We start from the raw sequence: 21,237 nt of genomic DNA on the forward strand, positions 1-21,237 counted from the left end.
CCGCCTGGACTGCTGCCGCGATCAGGCTTTGCGTGCGGGCGCAAAGTCCTCCTCAGGATTTCTCTCGGCTGGTGAATACTTCGCTGACGACCGGTACGGCGGTAAACACATTGGGCCAGCCGGTGTAGAACGCCATCTGGGTCAACATTTCCGAGGCTTGCGCCTGCGTCAGTCCGTTGTCCATGGCGCGATTGAGGTGCGCCGCCAGTTGAGCGACCTGTCCCGTAGCGATCAGTGCACTGACGGTGATCATGCTTCGATCGCGCGGTGCCAACCCCGGGCGCAGCCACAAATCGTGGAACAGCGAAGCGCTTGTGTAGTGAACAAGACCTGGCGCTACGGGGCCGACGTTCTTGTCGACATACGCCGTGCGCACTTTCTCGGAAGCCTGGTCGATAGGCAGCAGGGGAGGTGAAACAGGCGGCAATTGCTCCGCAGTGATACCGCGCTTTGCAAAGATATCTTTGGTGATCAGGAGGGTCGCGGTCGCATTGCCCCATCCGGTGTAGAACGCCAGGTGGTTGATGGCTTCGGAAATCTCGGCAGGCTTGACGCCATTGTCCAGCGCCAGATTCAGGTGGTATGCGAGTTCCACCGTTTGCTGTTTGGAAATGAGGACTGCCAGCGTGACAAGACTGCGATCGCGTGGTGACAAGCCCGGACGTTTCCATACCTCACCCGACAGAGTGGACTCGGTGTTATGGGCCAGCGCCGGGGATACCGCACGCATGTCGTCCAGCGTCGGCACCGGCGGCGAGCCTTCGGTAGACATGCGGCTCGCAGCCGAACAGGCAGCCAGCAGCAGGGTAAAGCAGGCGAGACCCGCCTTGGCGAAACTCATCGAGATGCCTCGTACTGGGCTTGAGTAACAGGCTCCATCCACTGGACATTCTTGCCGTCGACAGCTTCCTGGATCGCCATGTGAGTCATGCCGGTAGTAGCCGTAGCGCCATGCCAATGCTTGACGCCAGGCGGTGTCCAGATGACGTCACCGGGCTTGATCAGTGTTTTCTCGCCGCCCACTTGCTGTACCCAACCGGTACCCGCAGTGACGATCAACGTCTGGCCTTTTGGATGGGTGTGCCAGGCCGATCGTGCACCTGGCTGGAAAGTCACGGCGCCTGCTGAAACGGTCGATGGCGCCCGAGCGGCGAAGAGCGGATCAATTCGGGCGTTTCCGACAAAGTTGGCAGGTGCACCCATGATCGAAGCTTGGTCGCCATTTCGGCTGATGGCCATGGCCTGGTCTTTGGGGATATCAGCGCTATGGGCAGACATTGCGGTGCACAACATAGCGACCAGCGAAGACGTTTTGATGAGTGCGCTCATGGACAAGCTCCTGCTCAGTGGGCGGAGCTGACACGCTAAACGAGGATCTTCGCTGGGACTACCGGCCAAAACCAACATGATCCGATGAGCTTTGCTCATCAATCTCGCTGCGCGCACGTGTGGATGCTTGCAGGCGCTTTAAAACGACGCTCTTGGCAATTGATGAGTCCCACTCAGTAGAACATCCCGAATTTGCCCGGTATTCAGGGCCTTCCTGGTTGATTAGCGTGGGCGGACTTAAACACTCCTGCGCCTCTTCCGGGCACGGTAGTCGCCGCCTTGCTCATCTGTAGCGGCCTGAGCTCTAGCGCCTTATGCGCCGAGACGATGAGGAGGCAGAAACAAAAAGGGGCATTCATGAAGTGGGAGCAAGCTGAGCTGAACGCCATCGTCAACGCCGACGATTTGCATATCTCCGTGTTCAGAGATGACGGGGTCAATTACGGAACTCGGACCTGCGTTTGGTGTGTAGATCAGCGCGCGTTCGCGAGCCGCGACTTTCGCCTATTGCCCAACGGCAGCTCGCAGTGAGTGAGATTGGAGTGGCGACGGCTGAGCCCCGCTCGCGCAATGCTCAAGGATCAGGGTATGAGCCGGAGCACGGTATTCGCATCCTGTTGATCCTCAGCGCCTTGCTGGCATTCGCGTCCATTTCCACCGACTTGTATCTGCCAGCGATGCCGATCATGGCGGCGTCGCTGCATGCGGACGATGGCGCGATGGCATTGACCGTGAGTGGTTACCTTGCGGGATTCAGTGCGGGACAACTGTTCTGGGGGCCATTCAGTGACCGATTCGGCCGCCGGCTGCCCGTAGCGCTCGGATGCTTGTTGTTCATCGCTGGTTCGGCTGGCTGTGCACTTGCCACTGATGGAACAGCGCTGATCGGCTGGCGCGTAGTGCAGGCGTTGGGCGCATGCGCCAACGTCGTTCTTGCCAGGGCAATGGTGCGCGATCTTTATCAAGGCCGCCATGCCGCGCAAAAGATGTCGACGCTGATGACCATCATGGCCGTCGCGCCATTGGCGGGCCCGACCGTCGGAGGCCAGATTCTACATCTGTTCTCATGGCAAGCGATCTTCTGGACACTGGTGCTGCTGGGCCTGGCAACGCTTGCCAGTCTGGTGCTGTTGCCTGAAACGCTGCCACCCGACCGGCGCAGCCCGACGTCGCTGCAAACGATCATGCAGCGCTATGGCGTCCTGCTGCGCACACCCAAGTTCATGGCCTACATCGCCACGGGTGGGTTTTTCTATGCGGGCACCTTTGCCTACATCGCAGGATCACCCTTCGCTTACATCACGTATCACCACGTCAGTGCGCAGTGGTATGGCGCGCTATTTGGCGCAGGCATTGTCGGCCTCATGGTGACGAACCAGCTCAACGCACGACTACTCAATCGGCACGAGATCGACACCCTTTTGCTGGTGGGAGGCCTCATTTCAGCCGTTGCTGGGGGCGTCATCGCATACACCACATGGGCCGATTGGGGTGGGCTGCCACTTCTGATCTGTGGCTGTTTTGTCTTTGTTACGGCCACAGGCTTTGTCCTGGCAAACGCCATTACGGGGGCATTGGGGTGCCTTCCCCGGTTTTCCGGCACAGCATCGGCACTCGCCGGTGCGCTGCAGTACGGCGCGGGCATTTTGGGCTCGGCGCTGGTCGCCAGATTTGCAGATGGCACTCCATGGCCCATGGGCCTGGTGGTGGGTATCTGCGGGCTTGGCTGCCTGCTCAGTGCAGCCTGCGTGCTAGCCACTCATAAATCTGATCACCTTTAAAAATCGAGGATTTTCGATGAGCTTTTCGTTTGAGAACAAAGTTGCACTGGTCACTGGCGCAGCCTCCGGCATTGGTTTGGCTACCGCCAAGGCATTCGCTCAGGCAGGGGCAGCTGTCGCCCTGGTAGACGTCAACGGCGAGGCCGCAAAAGCGCAAGCTGAGGCATTGGTCGCTGCCGGCCATAAGGCGATCGGCCTTCGCTGTGATGTTGCCGACATTGATCAGGTCGAGGCCATGGTCAAGGAGACCATCGCAACATTCGGGCAACTCGACGCTGCGTTCAACAACGCAGGTATCCAGAACATCCTGGCTGAAATCGCCGATGCAACCGTCGACGACTATGACCGGGTGATGTCCGTCAACCTTCGTGGCGTCTGGGCCTGCATGAAGTTCGAGCTGGAACACATGCGTCGTCAGGGCAGCGGCAGCATCGTCAACTGTTCTTCGCTGGGTGGCCTGGTGGGGGGTGCAGAGCGCGCCAATTATCACGCCGCCAAGCACGGCGTGATCGGTCTGACCAAGAGCGCGGCCCTTGAATATGCCGCCCGCAATATCCGCGTCAACGCGGTATGCCCGGGGCTGATCTGGACGCCCATGGTCGACAGCATGGTGGCCGCAGGGCAGGGCGAGGCCATGCAGAGCATGGTCAAGTCGATCCCTATGGGGCGCCATGGCACGCCTGAGGAAATCGCCGACGCAGTGCTGTGGTTGAGCAGCAGCACTTCCAGCTACGTCACCGGGCAATCGATATCGGTGGACGGCGGTTTCATCATGCGTTGACCCGTCTGGGGCTTTTGCGTTGTCTGCGTTTATGCCCAGGCAGGCCCGACAGTGCCCATGCTCAATACAGTATCAAGGAAGTCATTCATGCCGGACACATACCCCTCCCGGACAGCCCGTGCGCTGCTGATTGCACTGGGCATCATTACCCTGCTTCCCGGGGTTTTCATGCTCGTTGCGGGCGCCTACCTCATCACGCTGGGTGGTTCCTGGTATTTTGCTCTGGCGGGTCTGGGCATGGCCGTTGCCGGGATACTTCTGGTGCGCAGGCGCCTACCAGGCGCGCTGTTGTATCTGGCGGTGTTCGTTGCCTCGATCGTCTGGTCTGTGTGGGACGTGGGCCTGGCCTTCTGGCCGCTATTTTCTCGATTGGTAGCGTTGGCAGTCCTCGCTCTATGGGTGCTGCTGGCGATACCCGCGCTGCTTCCTGGCGGTAGGCCTTCAAAAGCCAGGCTGTCCTATACCGGCGCATTTGTGGTGGCCGTGGGTCTCGCTGCTACATTCTACGCAGCGCTGCAACCACAGCCGATCCAGACAGCTGACGGAGCACCGACTCCTGTACCCGGCAATGCCGTTGGCAGCGTCGAGCCGGCTGCCGATTGGCGCTACTTCGGGCGTACCCCGTCGGGTACTCGACACGCTGTCCTGGACAAGATCACTCCGCAAAACGTCTCTGACCTCAAAGTGGCCTGGACCTATCGGACGGGAGAAATCCCAAAGGGTAGCAACGAAGGTCATGTGGTGACGCCGCTGCATGTCAACGGCGTGCTCTACGGTTGCACTCAATCCAGCCAGCTGTTTGCCCTGGATGACGAGACCGGTAAGGAAATATGGCGCCACGATCCCAAGGTACAAACCAACAACGTCTACCCGCGCTGTCGTGGGGTGGGTTATCACGATGCGACCGCGCAAGCTTCGGATTCCAAGAGCCCAGCGCCTGTAGCGGCTTGCACTCGTAGGATCATTGCCAGCACCGTCGATGCGCGCCTGATAGCCGTGGATGCGCAAACGGGGCAGGCTTGTACCGACTTTGGCGACCACGGCAGCGTAGGCCTGAGGATCGGCATGGGGAGCCCTGACAAGGAGCTTTATTTTCCGACAGCAGCGCCCACCGTTGTGCGCGATCTGGTCGTAGTCGGCGGGCTGGTCTGGGACAACCAGAAAACCGGCGAGCCGTCTGGCGTCGTACGTGCATTCAATGTCCGCACGGGCGCGCTGGTCTGGGCGTGGGACTTGGGTAACCCGGCGATTACCCGCGAGCCCCCTGAAGGGCAAAGCTATACGCCAGGTACGCCCAACGTCTGGTCGACACCTGCTTTCGACGACGCGTTGGGGTTGATCTATCTGCCCACAGGCAATGCGACGCCGGACTTCTGGGGCGGCGAGAGGTCGGCAGCTGATGATCGCTATTCCTCGTCCATTGTTGCGCTGGATATCGCAACGGGCCGGGAGCGCTGGCACTTCCAGACCGTGCATCACGATCGATGGGACTACGACGTGCCCTCGCAGCCAGCCCTTTACGATGTACCCGATGGTCACGGCGCAACCCTGCCGGCGCTGATCCAGACCACCAAGCGTGGCCAGATCTTCATGCTGGATCGCCGCACTGGCACGCCCATCGCCAAAGTCGAAGAGCATCCTGTTCCCCAAGGCGGCGTAGCGGATGATCGTAGTTCGCCGACCCAACCTTACTCGGTGGGTATGCCTGCCATTGGTACCGAACCGCTGAGCGAAAAGCGTATGTGGGGATTGACGCCCATCGATCAGTTGATCTGCCGCATCGATTTCCGCCAGGCACGCTACGAGGGTGAATTCACGCCTCCCAGCGAGCGCCTGACGATTCAGTACCCAAGCTGGTTGGGTGGCATGAATTGGGGATCGGTTTCTGTCGCGGAAAACCTCGGTTACCTGATCGTGAACGACACCCGTGTCGCCATCTGGAATCGCATGATTGCTCGCAAAGCCTATGACGTAGCAGGTGTGAAGGGGGGTGGCCATGAGGGCAATGCACCGCAGGCGGGTACGCCATGGGGGATCGAGATGGGACGTTTCCTGTCGCCGTTGGGCATTCCGTGCCAGGAGCCGCCCTACGGAACCATCAGCGCAATCGACCTCGCAACGCGCAAGGTCGCCTGGTCAATGCCCCTTGGAACGACGCAAGACACTGGGCCATTGGGTATAGCTACCCACCTGCCTATGCCTATCGGCATGCCCACGCGGGGAGGGCCGGTCACCACGTCGACCGGCCTGGTGTTTATCGCGGCGTCGCAAGACTTCTACATTCGAGCATTTGATGTGCGCACGGGTCAGGAATTGTGGAAAGGGCGTCTGCCTGTGGGTGCGGAAGCAACGCCGATGACCTACATCTCACCAAAAAGCGGCAGGCAATTTGTGGTCATCAGTGCTGGCGGTAACTCGGCTACGACGAAGAAGGGAGACTACGTAGTGGCGTACGCGCTGCCTCAGTGATGGACGAACTCGGGAAATACCGCAGCAGCATATCATCGCCATCGACGACGCACTCAGGGTCTGGGTTTCTCGTTACGGCCCTATGTTGGTATTCTTTCCTCTTTCCACACCAACGCAGAAGAGGCCGTACAATGCTCGTCAATGGAGATTCGGACAGACCCGTACGTGGTGGCGGTCGCCAACCGCTATATGCCGCAGTCTCTGAGCTCCTGATGAAGGACATCGCTTCCGGCAAATATAAACCATCGACGACGCTCCCTACCGAGCAAGAGCTGACGGAGCTTTATGGCGTTAGCCGCCAAACGGTGCGCCAGGCACTACGAGTGCTTCGTGATCGAGGCATGATTTCCTCCCATCCGGGAATCGGCACGATTGTGCGTAGTGCGGGAGTCGAAACCGAGACATTCCGCGCAGTAAACTCGACCAGCGATCTGCTGCATTTCGTCGAGTCAACTGAGATGCGTGCAACCTCGCGTCAAGAGCTCAAGGTGGCAGCGGAGCTCGCGACTGTACTGGGCTGCAAAACCGGGCAACTGATGTCGGAAGCAGGATTTCTCAGGTTTAGCTCGGGTGCTGATTTGCCGATGAGTTATGTACTGATTTACCTCCACCCTATGTATGGTGAGGCCCAGGAGACAGCTGCAGTCTCCAACACCCCGATCTATAAGAGAATTGAGCAGCTCTACAATATTAAAGTAAGCGAGATTCAGCAGGACGTAACTGCGACATTGCTTGACGACCGGATCGCCGCTCTCCTGGAAACCACGCCCGGTGAAGCGGCTCTCAAGATCACGCGCTCGTTCTATGACTCAAACCAGGCGCTTGTGCAGGTCTCCATCAGCTACTACCCCAGCAGCCGTTACACCCAATCCGCACGATTTCGAGCAACTGACAGCTCCTCGTAATTCCTCCTTAGCCCGCGGTTCCTCGCCTGCGCGCGCTGTCAGCTAAGCATTTCCTCACCCTCACTCTGCCTCCGAATCCGCCGAACGGCGGATTGCACGACGGTACTTCTGATGCTAATGTGCGTTTATTGTAATGTACGTACAAAGTCGGAGGTGGTATGAACAACAACAAGAATTCACTGCTCGGATCAAGGGCGCTTGAAGGCATAAAAGTCCTGGATATTTCCAATTTTTTGGCCGCGCCAATGAGCTCAATGTTTCTTGCCGATCATGGCGCAGACGTTCTGAAAGTAGAGCGCCCCGACGTCGGTGATGAAATCCGCCGCTGGGGTGAAAGCAAGGATGGCATCGGCCTGTACTACAAGGTCATCAACCGCGGTAAGAAGTCGATCACCCTGGATCTGAAGTCTGAGCTGGGCGTCGAGGTCGTCAAGCGCCTCGTCAAGGACGTGGATGTCATCATTGAAAATTACCGCACTGGCACTCTGGAGAAGTGGGGGCTGGGTTATGACGTCCTCAAGGAGATCAATCCAGGGATCATCATGGTGCGCATCACCGGCTTTGGCCAGACAGGGCCTTACCGTCATCGCCCGGGCTTCGGCACATTGGCAGAGGCGTACGCCGGTTACGCCTATATCAGCGGTAATCCAGACGAGCCGCCGCTGCTCCCCGGTTTCGCATTAGGAGATGCCAGCACAGGTGTGATGGCCGCATTTCTGACGTTGGTCGCGCTTCAGGAGAAGAGCCGTACTGGCTTGGGCCAGGTTGTAGACCTGGCAATTTATGAAACGCTTCTGACGCTGATTGGCCCTCACGTCGTCAATTACGACCAGCTTGGCCAGATCCAAGAACGCAATGGCAGTCGTCTGCCTTTCACTGCTCCCCGTAATACCTATTGCACGGCTGATGGACGCTACATCGCTATCGCTGGCAGCTCTCAAGTGGCGTTCGAGCGGATCGCACTTCTGGTAAATCGCCCGGATCTGATCAGCGATTTGCGTTTCATCGACAACCGCGCACGGCTGGACAACGACAAGGCGCTGGACGCTGAGCTACAGGCCGAGATCGGCAAGTTTGGTCTGGATGATTTACTGCGACGCTCTGAGGAAGTGGGTGCCACCATCGCACCGGTGAACGATGTCTCGATGATTTTCGAGGATGAACAGATAAAGGCGCGTGAAAGCATTGTCCGTGTGGAGGACTCGCAATTGGGCGAGGTGGGGATGCAAAACGTGGTCGGAAAACTGTCTCGAACTCCCGGCTGGATCGAGCGTGCGGGGCCCGCATTAGGCGAACACAACCGTGAGATTCTCATTGAGCAATTGGGCTATAGCGAGGCCCAGCTTCGTGAATACGGCATAACGGCGTAAGGGGAGGGCATTGCCATGCAACAGCAACCCTATGTCCAGATTGAACAGCGGTCAGGAGTGGCCACACTCTCCTTGACCAACCCTCCAATGAATGTGGTCTGTCGACCGCTGACCCAAGAGCTCTATGCGGTACTGCGCAAACTTGAGGCGGATCCACAGGTTCGCGCATTGGTGGTGACCGGCGCCGGCGATCGCGCCTTTTGCGCAGGCTCCGACATCAACGAGATGCAGGACATGCTCCAGCCCGGTGAGGTTCTTGAAAAGAAACTCGTGTTCCAAAACAAGGTGTTTGAGTTTCTACGTGCCTTCCCGAAACCGACGGTTGCCTTGCTTAACGGCTACACGTTCGGTGGCGGACTGGAGATAGCAGCTTGCTGTGATTTCATTATCGCCACAGCCACCACCAAGCTCGGCCTGCCCGAGGTCAAGCTCGGTGTATTCCCTAGTAGCGGCGGAACGTTTCGCATTGCTCGGCGTATTGGCATGGCGCGCACCAAGCAGTTGGTGTTTCTCGGCGAGCCTGTAACAGGTGAAACAGCCCTGGCATGGGGGTTAGTCGATCTACTGGCAGAGCCAGAAGGATTGAACCAAGTCGCGATTGATCTGGCCGCGCGTTTGGCGGCGATGCCGAGCGCGAGCATTGCCAGCGCAAAAGGGCTGATTAACGACTGCTACGACAAATCCGATGCGCAGCTGATCAGTCAATCGCTGTTGGCCAGTGACCGGGTGTTCTGTTCGCCCGACGCTCATGAAGGAATGCGAGCCTTCATTCGCAAACAGCCCCCGAAGTTTTCCTAACTTCGTCCAGAATCTGCAACGAGGTCATTGCTATGACTTATTCAATTTTAAAAAACGTGAGCATTATCGAAAGCTCTGCCTTTATCGCCGCGCCGCTCGCAGGAATGACACTGGCCCAGTTCGGGGCGGACGTCATTCGTATCGATATGATTGGCGGGGGGATTGATTACCAGCGTATGCCGCGTATTTCCCCACGAGGCCGAAGTCTTTACTGGACTTCGCTGAACAAGGGCAAGCGGTCGGTGGCAGTAGATATCCGGCAGCCACAGGGAAAAGAGCTCGTCGCTGAAATGGCGATTGCAGCTGGCAGTCTGTTGACCAACATGGAAACACCCTGGCTGAACCATGAAGTGCTGTCTTCACGGCGCGCTGACGCTATTGCTTGTGTCATCCAGGGTAACGCGGATGGTTCTACCGCGGTCGATTACACCGTTAACTGTTCAACTGGTTATCCCAGCATCACCGGCGAGGCGAACGCTTCCCGCCCAGTAAACCACGTGTTGCCAGCTTGGGACGTCGCCTGCGCCTATCAAGCTGCGTTCGCGACGGTTGCGGCGTTAAATCACCGCCAGTCCACAGGCGAAGGTTCGAATATCAAGCTGGCGCTTTCGGATGTCGCCTTTTCGACCCTTTCGCACTTGGGCGTTCTCGCCGAAGCCGAATTGCTGGGCAAAGAGCGTCCTGCACTTGGCAATCATCTGTATGGGGCGTTTGGTTTGGACTTCGGCACCGCTGACGGACAGCGTGTAATGGTGGTCGCCATCTCGGCCGGGCAGTGGAAAGCACTGATTCAATGCTGTGAGATCGAGGCGGCTATTGCGGGTGCGCAGCAAAGCCTGAACCTGAATTTTGATGACGAGGCGCAGCGCTTCGAAGGCCGCGAGATCATTGCCGCCCTCATACGACCCTGGTTCTCCTGTCGTTCTTATGAGCAGGTCGAAGCCGCCCTTAATCGGTTCAGAGTCTGTTGGGGTAAATACAACGGCGTACGGGAACTGCTGACCTCCGACCCTCGCGTGGGAACAAACAACCCGATCTACGAACGCATCGATACGCCCGGTGTTGGCAACCATCTAGCGGCCAGGTCGGCCGCGAGATTCGATGGACTCGAACACACCCCAACGACTGCCGCTCCGCTGTTAGGGACACACACAGATGAAGTGCTTCATCAAATTCTGGGATTAAGCGGGGAGCAAATTGGCCGCCTGCACGATGCCGGCGTGGTTGCCGGGCCGGAGAAAGATCCCACTCACTGATTCTATTCAGGCAAGCGTCTCACCTATCACAAATATAACAATAGGCTGGTGCTCAAATGACTCACTCTAATCTGTTTCACTCAGGTCTCGGTGCCAAGCGTTGGCAAATAATCATGCCAGCGGTAATGATCATGTACACCATCTCGTTCTTTGACCGAGCCAACATCGCCATGGCTTTGCCGTACATGACGAAGGAGCTCGGACTCAGTTCAGTCCAGGCGGGTTGGATTGGCGGTGCCTTTGCGTGGGGGTACGTGATCACGCAGCTCGTGGCAGCAGTACTGGCGCTGCGCTTTGGCTCGCGCAAGTTGATTGGATGCTGCCTGTTTCTGTTCGGCGCTGCAGCCATGGCTACTGGATTCGCACGCTCCTTCGAAGAAATCATGGCGATGCGCTTCGTCCTCGGGTTGGCAGAAGGCCCGATTTATGCTGCCGTGTCGATGTTACTGGCGCAGTGGTTTGTCAAAGCTGAGCGTGGGCGCGCCTTTGGTATCTGGAACCTCGCTGTTCCGTTGGGTGGCTTTCTGGCCGGGCCTATCTCCGGTGCAATCCTTGCGCACTACGACTGGCGCTGGATGCTCATTGTCGAAGGGCTACCTGCCTGGTTGTTCTGTCTATTCTGGTTCGTAATGGTGCCAAAGAATCTGCGGGCCGCGAAGTGGCTGCCGGAGGCTGATCGGGAAGCAATTGCCCAAGAGCTCGCCGCAGAACAGAAAAGCCACGGCCAAACTCAAGCCGATCCATGGTGGAAGATTTTCAACGAACCAGCAGTATGGCTTCTGACCCTGGGTTTTGGTCTGAGCAGCATTCTTCTCTACGGCACCACCCTCTGGTTGCCCACGATTCTCAAGTCCTACAGCCTGGGCGAAGTCACAGTGGGTGTGCTGTCGGGCACTCCCTTCCTATTGGCCATGCTTGGCGTCTGGTACATCACCCGCCGATCTGACCGGCACAACCAGGAGCGACGTTTGCACGCAGCGATCCCCACCATCATTACCGGGCTGATCATGATCGCGGCGGCATACGTGCCTGCACGTCTCTACTGGCTGCAAATTGCACTGTTCATCTCGATGGGCTTCCCGCTGAAGATGCTTACACCGCTGATATTTGCACGGCTGACCGAGATCCTACCGTTGCGTAAGGCGATCCCTGCGGTGGCTTTCGTAAGCGCTGTAGGCACTTTCGTTGGTCAATCTGTCGGGCCATTGCTGGTCGGCTATACGCGCGCAATCTCCACTGACTTTGGCACCTCGCTGCTGGCGTTGGGAGCATGCGCCATCGCAGGGGGGCTGGCCATTCTTGCATCCAAGACCTCAGCAGACAGAAAAGCTGGTCGAAGCATGGCGCCCGACACGTCTGCACCTGTACCCAAGGTCTCCCATCACTGATTAGGTTTCGCGCCCCAGTCAGGCTGACCACGACTGTCTTTCTGGGGTGCCTTTTTCTGAGGAATGAGCATGGCTGTTTTAGATTCGCAGGCCGTCTTGCCCCGTAGCTATCTGTTTGTGCCGGGGTCACGCCCGGAGCGTTTTGCAAAAGCGCTCAATAGTGGGGCGGACGCTGTCATCATCGACCTTGAAGATGCCGTCTCGGAGTCCGAAAAGAACAGTGCGCGGCTTGGTCTGTACGACTGGATGAACGAAAAGACCAAGGTTTTTGTACGCATCAACGCGCGCGGTACGCCGTGGTACGAAGACGATATTGCGGTGCTCGGGCAGCATCCCGGTCTCGCCGGGCTGGTGATTCCCAAGGCCTGCAGCCCGGGCGAGCTCGAATCGATCGCCAACCGGTGCGGCGAGTACGTGGCGTTGTTGCCGATCATTGAGTCCGCTGCTGGCTACGATGCGATCCACGACGTTGCTCAAGCAACCAGCGTGCAACGATTGCTGTTCGGCACGATAGATTTCCAGCTCGATCTAGGTACGCAGCTCACGGAAAAAGAACTCAACACTTTCCGCTGCCAGTTTGCTCTGGCATCGCGGGTAGCGGGTATCGCATCACCCGTCGATGGAGTGACAACTGTCCTGGATGACCCCGCTATGTTGGAAGAGGCCGCGCGCCAATCAAGGCGTTTCGGTTTTGGGGCCAAACTCTGTGTTCATCCCCGCCAAATTGCGCCCGTACACGCAGGCTTCACAGCCTCAGCCAGCGAATGTGATTGGGCACGCCGAGTCCTGCAGGCCGCCGAGGCTAGCGGTGGCGAGGCGACGGTCGTAGACGGTGAAATGATCGATGTACCCGTGATACTGCGCGCGCGCAGCATTTTGTATAGCCAGGAACAGCATGTGGGAGTATTTGCATGAGCGACTTGGAGCCATCCCAGTGGCTGGGTCGCCAGAGTGAAACAAGCGGCACCTTGGCCGCCGAATTACTCTCCAGAATTGCTGCGTTCATCAACGTTATTGTTCCGTTATTCAGCGGTGACTTTCAACGATCACCGCATCCATCACGATTGGCCCTATGCAACCGAGCAGGAAGGTTATCCAGGGCCGGTAGTGCACGGGCCTCTGATCGCGACATTGGCATTGGACGCGTTCGTTCGGGCGAACCCTGATACCTGTGTGCGTCGGTTCAGCTTCAAAGGAGTGCGCCCCTTGATCAGTCCAGCGCCTTTCAATATCACCGGTTTGATCGAGGAGGAGGGCATTGCGAAAGTCTGGGTGGAGAGCGAGGCAGGCGTTGGCCGGGAAGGGGTAGTCGAGTTCGAGTGACATCGAGCCAGAGCTTTGAATTCGTGCGCTATGTCCGACACGCGAACCATTCGAAATGGAGTCATGTGTTGATACGCTTCAGAAGCGCACGACAAGGAAGGCAGGAGAGGTCGATCAGATTAACCCCATCGATCTCGCCTACCCTCACTGCATTCAAGAACTCATCGGTTCAGGCTTCATTGAATGGCCGGTTGTCTTGAAAAGCAAAAGGAGTGGACAGGTTGTACATGACCTCGACCCAGCTCATTCAGTTCTCGACGTGAGTCAGGTATTCATACAGTTTCGCGGCTTCAGGCGTGAGATCGTTATCCCTGCTGATCCCGGTATGAGCCCAGGTAGAAGAAACCGAACGCTGTCGGTAGCCGCCTTAGCGTTCAAGAAATGCTATAGCGAAAGAGCGGGTGTACTGGCTCTTACGGCGTGTTGGTCAGCTAGTCTCGAGTCTTCAAGAAACGACCCGGGTGGTCAGGCTGAGGCATGCGACAGGTGTCATACCTGCCGAACAGCTTGAAGCGATTAAGAGCGATTTTGTCGTACATCCAGTCGCGCAAGAACAGGGGGACAATCCGTGCTGCGCATAGCCAATGCCAAGGAGCGGGTAGTCGAGCCAGAATCGTGAACATTGCATCGGATCGGACGTAGAAGCGGTCGTCTTCGATCACCACAATCGTGTTGTATTCATGCGTCGGCAACCCGGCCCATTTCAACAGTTCCTGTCCCTCGTGCGACTGAACTGGGGCAAGCTTGAAGCGGTGCGTGGAATCATGGCGGATTATGAAGTTCGCCCAGCCGGTGCAAAGCCTGCATGTGCCGTCGAATAGCACCACCGATTCGCCTGCATCAAGATATGGTGCGGCTTGTGATTCTTGATAGGTCATCTCATCTCTTCTTGCCGATTCACTGGGACAATCCTGGTTCGGCAACGCTCAGCGGGGGAGGTTCGGATGATGATTTTCAACCAAACTGAACGGGCGTCGGGCGAGCTCGCCCATTGGCGGTATGCTCAGGTTTTGTGCGCCGTTTGCGCTAGGGGTGGGTGCAATCATGGGTACATGCGTGTGGGACACTCCTAACGACTGAGTCACAGCCGACGAGCGATTTGCTCGTTCGTTTGGCCTACCGTACGAAAGGTGCAGAGCCGGCATTCCCATCGCGGAGACATTTTCTTCCATCCAGCCTGACGATGTGATCGGGTAGCTTCGGACATCCAAGAGGCGATGGGTCGTGGCGGCGCTTTTAGATGTGAATAACGCGTGCGTCAGGACGATGTGTGTTGCCGGTGGATCGAGGCAAATGGAGGCGCTGAGCTGAACGCTGACGCAAAGGCGGTTCGCTTTCCCGGTTTCTTCATGAACAATGAGTCAGCCGCGCAGCAGATGCAGTGGAGTTGCCAAGCAGGTTGACGAGCGAGTTGATTCAAGCATGCGGAACGACCCATACACATCATTTAACATAATATACATTATACGAATGTGTCTTTATCTTCGTCAGGGTCGAGCCTGTCAGATTTGAAACCTATCCAGGGTCCTGATTCAAGACCCTGAGCTGTCATCCACAAACACCGAGCCGAACACATAGAATTCTCCCTCGCTTGCCGTGCGTTCCGTCAGCGCGCATTTTCGCATCATCTTCGCCAACGTTGTCATGGCAGCAACAGTCTCATCGGCAAGCAATGATCTACCGCGACTCAACTGAACGTACTCCACATGACGAATCAAATCTGGGCGTCAGCACGTCGGCCCGCGTGCCTGGTGCTGTGATGTCTGTGTGCGTAGACCTGTTATGTACTACGTACGTACCACGACAGTACAGATAGTGGTCATCACTGCCGGAGCGCGCCGAGCTGCTCAGTCTGCAGGTGCATGCAAGGGTTCATCGAGCAATCGCTGTGCTTCAAATCGAGCGTACCCATGGCTGCGATGCAGGTCGCGCTGGGTACATGCCGTCGCAGCGCACTCTGTTGCAAGCAATCCTGCGACGGAGGCTCCAGGCTTAGGGGACGGTGTTCTCTGAGGCGGATATGGACGGCGGGCATATGGGGCTTGCTGCCCAAATCCGCGATAAGAGACCAGAAATGGGCCTGTCACCGTGCGCTCTACCCTGCGGTGGTAGAGGGCAAATGGTGGTTAGTGTCCCATTGCAGTCGTTTATTGCGGGGAACCGAGCCGGGCCACTGCCAAGAGGGCTTGGCCATTTATGCAATATCCGATAACTGTCAGACCCGGATATTGCACAATGCTGTTGTCGGGAGGATCATACCCGCCAATTCCTTATGGTCCTATCCCGCGAATTCCATGCCAGCCCCTTCGACACCCCATCCGCTGTTTGAAACCTATGTGCGCTTCGCCGAGCTCAACTTCAGCTCACTCCAGCAGGAGCTGCCGGCGATCAGCGAGTTTCTTGGGCAGTTCCCGATCGAGATCCAGGCCGTGGAAGGCTATCGGGCGGTACGCAGCTTTTTGAAGTCCTATTCGGGCAATGAGTCGACCTTCAACTCTTACCGTACCCACGTCGAGCGACTGCTGCTGTGGACCATGATCAAGTCCAGAACCCCCCTGCTGAGCATGCGACGTACCCATGCCGAAGCGTTTCTGGAGTTCTGTCTGGCCCCTGATCCGGCCTGGGTCGGGCCTGTGGTCAAGGCCAGGTTCATCCGCATTGGCGCGCGCAAGAAGCTGGCAAGCGACACCTATGCGTTGAACGCTGACTGGCGGCCGTTCAGCCAGTCGGTGTCCAAGGAAGAACGCAAGCGCGCCAGTGAGCAGAACCGCCCTCTCCTTCAGGAGCTCTACAAGCCGGCACAAGGCTCGATTGCGCAGATCTTTGCTGTCTGCGGAAGTTTTTTTCAGCATGCGATCGACGAGGGTTTCTGCGAACACAATCCCTTCAGGGCGGTTAAACAGAAGAGCAAATACAAGCAGCGCACGACCGGCGACCAGGACACTCGGATCCTGACTTCACTGCAGTGGGACTTTGTGCTGGAAACGGCGGAACTGCTCGCCGCCAAGGAGGCGAAGTACGAACGGACGCTGTTCATCGTGGCGACTATCTTCGCCATGTACCTGCGGGTCTCCGACCTGGTCGGCCGGGAAAACTGGACGCCGAGCATGGGCGATTTGCGCAAGGACAGCGCCGGCAACTGGTGGTATCACGTTGTAGGTAAAGGCAACAAAGCCGGCAAGATCAGCGTGCGCGACGATTACGTCGAGAACTACCTCAAGCGCTGGCGACTGCACCAGGGGTTGTCGCCGCTGCCCGGCTTCCGCGAGACCACGCCACTGATTGCGACCCAGCGCGGTCGCGGCGGCTTGTCGGATCGGCACATCCGCCTGTTGTTGCAGGAAGTGTTCGATCGCGCCCTTGAACGCATGCAGGCTGAAAACTGGCCGGATGAGGACGTCGGCAGGCTGCGCGCGGCGTCACTTCACTGGCTGCGGCATACCTCGGCGACCTTCGATGCCCCGTACCGGGACATGAAAGACTTGCAGGTGGATTTACGCCACAACAGCCTGAGCACCACGCAGAACGTTTACTACAACTCCGAAGACGAAAAGCGCGCCTACTCGATCAAACGTCTGCCCATGAAAGAGCGCAGTTGAGCGGCGCCATCATAACGTCCTGAGCTGTTGAGCGACCTCTTGGGTCAGCGCCGCAAAGTCGCTATCGAGTAGCTTGCCGCCCAGTTTGAGCAGCCGACCATTTGCGATGACTGTGTCGACATCGGCCGGCGTCGCTGATTGCACGACACTGGCACACGGGTCGTTGACCGGCATCATCCCCAGCCGATTGGCGTTGATCAGCGTCAGATCGGCCAACTTGCCAGGCGTGACGGAGCCGAGCCGGGCGCCAAGTCCCATGGCATCGGCGCCGCCCTGGGTCGCCCAGAACAACACATCCCGGGCGCTGAGCGCCTGCTCGTCGCCGCTCATTGCGGTGGCCAGATTGAGCGCGCTCTGCATCACCATGAACGGGTTGGCGTTGCCGCTCAGCACCAGGGTATCGATGCCCAGGGTCAGCGCAATGTTTGCTTTGTGCAGCACCTCCACAGGGGCCAGGCCGTAGCCCACGCGCATTTCAGTCAACGGCGTCAGGCACACCGAGGCCCCGGCCCGAGCGATGCTCTTCACATCTTCTGCATCGACATGAGTGGCGTGCACCAACTGCACCGCAGGCCCGAGCAAGTCTCTTTGCGCCAATTGCTGCACCGCTTTCTTGCCCTGCATTTGCGGGGTTACCGCGATATGGGTGGAAATCGGCAGTGCGCAGTCCCTGGCGAACGCGAACTCAGGCTCCCAGACCGACGCCTCGGTGCGTTCGGGCCCGCGGATGGCCAGGCCAAGGTCAAAGCGGTTTCCGGGCATCGCGCGCAGCTGTGCCTGCACACTGCGAACATCGGCGAAATCCATCTCGGCCGTGGCCGGTAGATCTTGCGCATAGCCGTACCAGAAGCGCCCGCGCAGGCCGCTCTGGTGCATGGCCTGCAACTCTGCCTGGGCGAATGCCGGGTTGCGCAGGTTATGCGCCCAATTGTTGATCGTGGTAATCCCGGCATTGGCCGCTTCCAACAGGCCCAGACGCACCCCGAGCGCTGACATTTTCGGGGTAAACCGTTTGCTGATCGCCAGCTGTGATTTGAAAAACGCCTCACCGCCGGGCGCAGGCGCGCTGTTGCGCAGCACGCTGTTCCACAGATGCCAATGGGCATCCACCAGGCCAGGGATCAGGATCATCCCGGACGCGTCGATCACCTGCGCGCCATCGCCTGGCAAGCCCCTGCCGACAGCGATGATGCGATCATCGCGAATCAGCACGTCGGTGTCCGTCAGGTCACCCAGCGCGGGGTCCATGCTGAGCACGCTGGCGTGGCGAATGATCAGCCCCGTGGCAGGAGCTGAAGCGGATCCCTGTGTTGCCGCCCAGCCAGTGGGCAGCGCCAGGGCGGCACTTGCCGCCGCGCCGAACTTGAGCAGTGTTCTACGGTTCAGGGGGATGTCGACAGGCATGCAGACCTCCTTGATGAATGGAGCTCGCCACTTAGGTTCAGGACGCCGCCAATGGCTTGCCGACCATGGTCGGCACAGCCTCGCGCGTGCCCAGATACGCCGGTAACTGGACCTTGTACAGCTTGAACGGCAACTGCAACGCGCCGACGCCGTTCGGTCCGCGGTTCGACGCCATCCGAGCACTCTGCGGTACCGGGATATACAGCTCACGCTGATTGGAAACGATCATGGCATCGGGATTCCACAACCGGGGATCTTCGACCACGACGCGCAGGGTCCCGTCCGGGGACAGCACGGTGACGCGCGGTTTGTCGTATTCGCCCAGATAGAGATTGCCCGCGCTGTCCATGGCGGTACCGGTCAGCGCGCCGGTGTCATAGACAAATTCGACCTGTTCACCGAGCGCCTTTTCGGTGACCAGTGTGTCGCGCAGCGCTGCGGTGGGCACCCGCCATAACGGCCCGGTGAGCGGCTGGTAGTACAGCCACTTGCCGTCCGGGCTTATTTCCAACGGATCGGAATGCACCTGATGATCGCTGCCATCGGGCATCAGCAACGCCTGCCCCGCCTCGCCCAGCGGCCGCCGCTCGGGACTCATTCTGGTGGACGGATGATCGGCCAGGCGACGCAAGGCGGTGCCGGTTTTCAAGTTCACGATGATGATCGCCCCCAGACCTGAATCGGTCAGGTAGGCGTGCTCGCTGTCCAGCCGTAAGTCATTGAGGTTGGCCCCGGCCGGGAGCACGCTGGGCGGCAAGCTGATGGAGCGCAACAGCCTGCCGTCGCGGGTATCGAACTGAAGGATTTTCTGCCCCGGATTAATACCCTGAGGCCCTGCATCTTCGCCCTGGTCGATCGCCCACAGCGTGTCGTCGTCGAAGATGTGGATCGTGTTGATCTTGACCAGCGACCTGGCGCCTGATTTGCCCGGCTGCCAGTTATTCCAGTCGCCGCCGGGGAATGGCTTGAGCGTGCCGTCGGGCAGCAACTGGGCAATCGACGGGGTTTTCTCGAAGCCTGGCCAGCGTGGCAGGCCAACAAACAGGCGGCCGGTGGAGGTTAAGCCCACGGCGTTGCATAACCAGTCGAGCTGAGCCACTTCGATCAGCGCCTGACCAGCTTTGATCAGGCCCCGATCCGCCGTCAGAACCCCGGCGGCCTGCACCAGGTGACTGGATGTCAGGGCCGTTGCAGCTGAAGCCACGGCGGTTGCCTTGCAGAAACTACGTCGATTGAACATCGATATCCCTCTCGTGATTTGCTTTTTACCGGTGCACGGCTGCGCCCTACACAGACCTGACCGGCGCTGGCGGAATAAAATTTCAAAAAAGTCGTGGGGTGTGGCGGCAGGATCGAGGTGAAACCATCAAAAGCGGTTTCACCTCATTGACCCGTAAGCGCCGGCATGGGCTATCCGCGCCCGGTCACGGCTGTCTGCGCCAGCGCCGGCGCACTCGTATCCGCGACGATTTCATCGGGACGGCGCAGCTCGCCGACAATGAACATGTAACTGATGAAGGCCCCTGCGGCATTGAGCGCGACGTACACCAGAGCGCCATTGAACGAGCCCATCGATTGCACCATGTAGCCGATCACCAGTGGCGTGACGATCCCGGCGACGCTGCCGAAGGTATTGAAGATCGCGCCATTCATGCCCGCACTGCGCTTGGGTGAAACGTCCGAGATGATCGCCCAGCCCAGTGCCCCCATGCCTTTGCCGAAGAACGCCAGGGCCATGAACAGCACCACCAGCAGGTCAGTCTGTACGTAGTTGCACAGGATCATGCTCATCGACAGCGCCATGCCGATGTAGATCGGAATCTTGCGTGCACGCGTCAGGGAGACGCCCTTGCGCAGCATCCAGTCGGAGACCATGCCGCCCCCGATGCCGCCGATGAAACCGAAGATGGCGGGCACGGCCGCCAGTAGCCCGGCGTTGAGAGTCGACAGGCCGCGTTGCTGCACCAGGTACACCGGGAACCAGGTCAGGAAGAAGAATGTAAGGGTGCTGATGCAAAATTGCGCAAGGTAGATCCCCAGAAACATACGCTGGCCGAGCAGGCCCCGAGCGCTGGCCCAGGTTTCACTCCAGCTCTGTTTTTCGCCGGCCGAAGCCGGCCGTTCCTGAAGGTTGGCGCCCCCCTGACGGATGCTCTCCAGCTCGGCGTTGCTCAAGGCGGGGTGATCCACCGGTGCCTTGATACGCACAATGAACACCACGCCGATGGCTATCCCGGCCGCGCCCATGACGTAGAAGATCCACGGCCAGCCCCAGCGCGTCGAGATCCAGGCCAGCAACGGGGTGAACACCACTGCGGCGAAATACTGCGAGGCATTGAAAATCGCCGTCGCCGTGCCCCGCTCCGCCGTGGGAAACCACATTGAGACAATCTTGCTGTTGGCCGGGAAGCAGGGAGCCTCGGCCACCCCCACCAGAAAGCGCAAGGCGAACACGGCAAAGAACGCGATGCCAACCGGCATGATCGCGACACTGCCGATGGCCGCAGTGAAGACTGACCAGGCGACGATTGCCAGGCCCAGCACCTTGACGCTGCCGAAGCGATCGATAGCCAGGCCGCCGGGTAGTTGCAGCAGCATGTACGCCCAGGCGAACGCGGAAAACAGCCAGCCCATTTCGGCGTGGTCCAGCCCCAGTTCCTGCGACACGCTGGCCCCGGCAATGGACAGCGTGGCGCGGTCGCCCTGATTGACAATCATCATGACGAACAGCAGCACAATGACTTCATAACGACGGTGTTCGGCGATGAAACGCCGCAGAGAATCTATTCTTTTCATTGTGTTCTCGATAGCAGGCAACAGTGGTCTACGAAACG

General features: G+C 58.7%; 16 protein-coding genes. 10 read left to right on the forward strand and 6 right to left on the reverse strand.

Annotated features, from left to right (window positions below):
- Nucleotides 1–52: 52 nt before the first annotated feature.
- A complete protein-coding gene (locus tag ACI2KS_RS12230) occupies nt 53–841 on the reverse strand; it encodes a carboxymuconolactone decarboxylase family protein (RefSeq protein WP_404620434.1) in 789 nt (262 codons plus the stop codon).
- Nucleotides 838–1,329 carry a cupin domain-containing protein gene (locus ACI2KS_RS12235; protein WP_404620436.1) on the reverse strand — a complete coding sequence of 164 codons (492 nt, stop codon included), beginning with the start codon at nt 1,327–1,329 and terminating at the stop codon, nt 838–840. Before ACI2KS_RS12235 ends, ACI2KS_RS12230 begins: the two co-directional genes overlap by 4 nt.
- Nucleotides 1,330–1,856: 527 nt before the next feature.
- Here ACI2KS_RS12235 and ACI2KS_RS12240 point away from each other — a divergent pair.
- From ACI2KS_RS12240 to ACI2KS_RS12280, 9 genes are all read left to right on the forward strand, one after another.
- The gene (locus tag ACI2KS_RS12240; protein WP_404620438.1) at nt 1,857–3,110 is read left to right on the forward strand and encodes a multidrug effflux MFS transporter; all 1,254 of its coding nucleotides are present in this window, start codon (nt 1,857–1,859) and stop codon (nt 3,108–3,110) included.
- Nucleotides 3,111–3,126: 16 nt separating this feature from the next.
- Nucleotides 3,127–3,891 (forward strand): SDR family NAD(P)-dependent oxidoreductase, encoded by a 765-nt coding sequence (locus ACI2KS_RS12245; protein WP_404620440.1) that lies wholly within the window; start codon nt 3,127–3,129, stop codon nt 3,889–3,891.
- 87 nt (nt 3,892–3,978) lie between these two features.
- Nucleotides 3,979–6,360, forward strand: coding sequence for a membrane-bound PQQ-dependent dehydrogenase, glucose/quinate/shikimate family (locus ACI2KS_RS12250; RefSeq protein ID WP_404620718.1), 2,382 nt, complete (start codon nt 3,979–3,981; stop codon nt 6,358–6,360).
- A 131-nt stretch (nt 6,361–6,491) separates the two neighbouring features.
- Nucleotides 6,492–7,265 carry a GntR family transcriptional regulator gene (locus ACI2KS_RS12255; RefSeq protein ID WP_404620442.1) on the forward strand — a complete coding sequence of 258 codons (774 nt, stop codon included), beginning with the start codon at nt 6,492–6,494 and terminating at the stop codon, nt 7,263–7,265.
- A gap of 158 nt (nt 7,266–7,423) precedes the next feature.
- The gene (locus ACI2KS_RS12260; RefSeq protein ID WP_404620444.1) at nt 7,424–8,635 is read left to right on the forward strand and encodes a CaiB/BaiF CoA transferase family protein; all 1,212 of its coding nucleotides are present in this window, start codon (nt 7,424–7,426) and stop codon (nt 8,633–8,635) included.
- Between the two features lie 15 nt (nt 8,636–8,650).
- Nucleotides 8,651–9,433: an enoyl-CoA hydratase/isomerase family protein gene (locus ACI2KS_RS12265; protein WP_404620445.1), complete on the forward strand. Its 783-nt coding sequence runs from the start codon at nt 8,651–8,653 to the stop codon at nt 9,431–9,433.
- A gap of 32 nt (nt 9,434–9,465) precedes the next feature.
- A complete protein-coding gene (locus tag ACI2KS_RS12270) occupies nt 9,466–10,689 on the forward strand; it encodes a CoA transferase (RefSeq protein ID WP_404620447.1) in 1,224 nt (407 codons plus the stop codon).
- 56 nt (nt 10,690–10,745) lie between these two features.
- Nucleotides 10,746–12,077 (forward strand): MFS transporter, encoded by a 1,332-nt coding sequence (locus ACI2KS_RS12275; RefSeq protein ID WP_404620449.1) that lies wholly within the window; start codon nt 10,746–10,748, stop codon nt 12,075–12,077.
- Between the two features lie 69 nt (nt 12,078–12,146).
- The gene (locus tag ACI2KS_RS12280) at nt 12,147–12,992 is read left to right on the forward strand and encodes an HpcH/HpaI aldolase/citrate lyase family protein (RefSeq protein ID WP_404620451.1); all 846 of its coding nucleotides are present in this window, start codon (nt 12,147–12,149) and stop codon (nt 12,990–12,992) included.
- Nucleotides 12,993–13,831: 839 nt separating this feature from the next.
- Here ACI2KS_RS12280 and ACI2KS_RS12285 read toward each other — a convergent pair.
- The gene (locus tag ACI2KS_RS12285) at nt 13,832–14,278 is read right to left on the reverse strand and encodes a thiol-disulfide oxidoreductase DCC family protein (RefSeq protein WP_404620453.1); all 447 of its coding nucleotides are present in this window, start codon (nt 14,276–14,278) and stop codon (nt 13,832–13,834) included.
- Between the two features lie 1,416 nt (nt 14,279–15,694).
- On the opposite strand from ACI2KS_RS12285, the gene ACI2KS_RS12290 reads away from it, so the two are divergent.
- Nucleotides 15,695–16,999 (forward strand): tyrosine-type recombinase/integrase, encoded by a 1,305-nt coding sequence (locus ACI2KS_RS12290; RefSeq protein ID WP_404620455.1) that lies wholly within the window; start codon nt 15,695–15,697, stop codon nt 16,997–16,999.
- Between the two features lie 9 nt (nt 17,000–17,008).
- Here ACI2KS_RS12290 and ACI2KS_RS12295 read toward each other — a convergent pair whose 3' ends face one another.
- The 3 genes from ACI2KS_RS12295 to ACI2KS_RS12305 all read right to left on the reverse strand — a co-directional run bounded on the left by ACI2KS_RS12295 (nt 17,009) and on the right by ACI2KS_RS12305 (nt 21,199).
- Complete coding sequence (locus ACI2KS_RS12295; protein WP_404620457.1) at nt 17,009–18,403, reverse strand: amidohydrolase family protein; 1,395 nt, start codon at nt 18,401–18,403, stop codon at nt 17,009–17,011.
- Nucleotides 18,404–18,440: 37 nt separating this feature from the next.
- Nucleotides 18,441–19,643: an L-dopachrome tautomerase-related protein gene (locus ACI2KS_RS12300; protein WP_404620459.1), complete on the reverse strand. Its 1,203-nt coding sequence runs from the start codon at nt 19,641–19,643 to the stop codon at nt 18,441–18,443.
- A 170-nt stretch (nt 19,644–19,813) separates the two neighbouring features.
- Nucleotides 19,814–21,199, reverse strand: a complete 1,386-nt coding sequence (locus tag ACI2KS_RS12305) for an MFS transporter (protein WP_404620461.1) — start codon at nt 21,197–21,199, stop codon at nt 19,814–19,816.
- Between the last annotated feature and the right edge of the window lie 38 nt (nt 21,200–21,237).

It is taken from the genome of Pseudomonas sp. NPDC087358, from assembly GCF_044900785.1.
Taxonomy (GTDB): Bacteria; Pseudomonadota; Gammaproteobacteria; order Pseudomonadales; family Pseudomonadaceae; genus Aquipseudomonas.

Coding starts and splice junctions, on each gene's coding strand:
- ACI2KS_RS12230 (WP_404620434.1), bottom strand. CDS start 841: ATGAGTTTCGCCAAGGCGGGTCTCGCCTGCTTTACCCTGCTGCTGGCT.
- ACI2KS_RS12235 (WP_404620436.1), bottom strand. CDS start 1,329: ATGAGCGCACTCATCAAAACGTCTTCGCTGGTCGCTATGTTGTGCACC.
- ACI2KS_RS12245 (WP_404620440.1), top strand. CDS start 3,127: ATGAGCTTTTCGTTTGAGAACAAAGTTGCACTGGTCACTGGCGCAGCC.
- ACI2KS_RS12250 (WP_404620718.1), top strand. CDS start 3,979: ATGCCGGACACATACCCCTCCCGGACAGCCCGTGCGCTGCTGATTGCA.
- ACI2KS_RS12255 (WP_404620442.1), top strand. CDS start 6,492: ATGCTCGTCAATGGAGATTCGGACAGACCCGTACGTGGTGGCGGTCGC.
- ACI2KS_RS12260 (WP_404620444.1), top strand. CDS start 7,424: ATGAACAACAACAAGAATTCACTGCTCGGATCAAGGGCGCTTGAAGGC.
- ACI2KS_RS12265 (WP_404620445.1), top strand. CDS start 8,651: ATGCAACAGCAACCCTATGTCCAGATTGAACAGCGGTCAGGAGTGGCC.
- ACI2KS_RS12270 (WP_404620447.1), top strand. CDS start 9,466: ATGACTTATTCAATTTTAAAAAACGTGAGCATTATCGAAAGCTCTGCC.
- ACI2KS_RS12275 (WP_404620449.1), top strand. CDS start 10,746: ATGACTCACTCTAATCTGTTTCACTCAGGTCTCGGTGCCAAGCGTTGG.
- ACI2KS_RS12280 (WP_404620451.1), top strand. CDS start 12,147: ATGGCTGTTTTAGATTCGCAGGCCGTCTTGCCCCGTAGCTATCTGTTT.
- ACI2KS_RS12285 (WP_404620453.1), bottom strand. CDS start 14,278: ATGACCTATCAAGAATCACAAGCCGCACCATATCTTGATGCAGGCGAA.
- ACI2KS_RS12290 (WP_404620455.1), top strand. CDS start 15,695: ATGCCAGCCCCTTCGACACCCCATCCGCTGTTTGAAACCTATGTGCGC.
- ACI2KS_RS12295 (WP_404620457.1), bottom strand. CDS start 18,403: ATGCCTGTCGACATCCCCCTGAACCGTAGAACACTGCTCAAGTTCGGC.
- ACI2KS_RS12300 (WP_404620459.1), bottom strand. CDS start 19,643: ATGTTCAATCGACGTAGTTTCTGCAAGGCAACCGCCGTGGCTTCAGCT.
- ACI2KS_RS12305 (WP_404620461.1), bottom strand. CDS start 21,199: ATGAAAAGAATAGATTCTCTGCGGCGTTTCATCGCCGAACACCGTCGT.